Raw genomic sequence first — 258 nt, 5'->3', positions numbered from 1 at the left:
AACTTGGCGAACGCGCATCTTGAGCTAGCAGGCCAGGGCGTGCGAATCGATCATAGAAGCTTGAGAGACCAAGGCACTACGACGCGCGAAGCCGCCCCGCACCTCGGACCTCATGCCGCCGCCATCGAGCGTCGTACCGGGCAGTCATCCCGAATTCGGCAGGACAGGAAAGTGGCCGACCGCGAAGTCATGGTCGAGCGAGCGCGCGAGGCCGCGGGTGCCAAAAGCGACGAAGCGCACGCTCGCGCTTGTGTCCAG

The 258-nt window shown here is 64.7% G+C and carries 1 protein-coding gene; it reads left to right on the top strand.

Annotated features, from left to right (window positions below; genetic code table 11):
- Positions 1 to 3 precede the first annotated feature (3 nt).
- On the top strand, positions 4 to 258 hold a 255-nt coding region (locus ACR6JA_RS23460; protein WP_494599965.1), incomplete at its 3' end, for a MobA/MobL family protein.

Source organism: Cedecea sp. B1(4) (assembly GCF_059414925.1).
The sequence above is the reverse complement of the archived record's forward strand: the minus strand, read 5'-3'. Positions and strand labels throughout refer to the sequence as shown.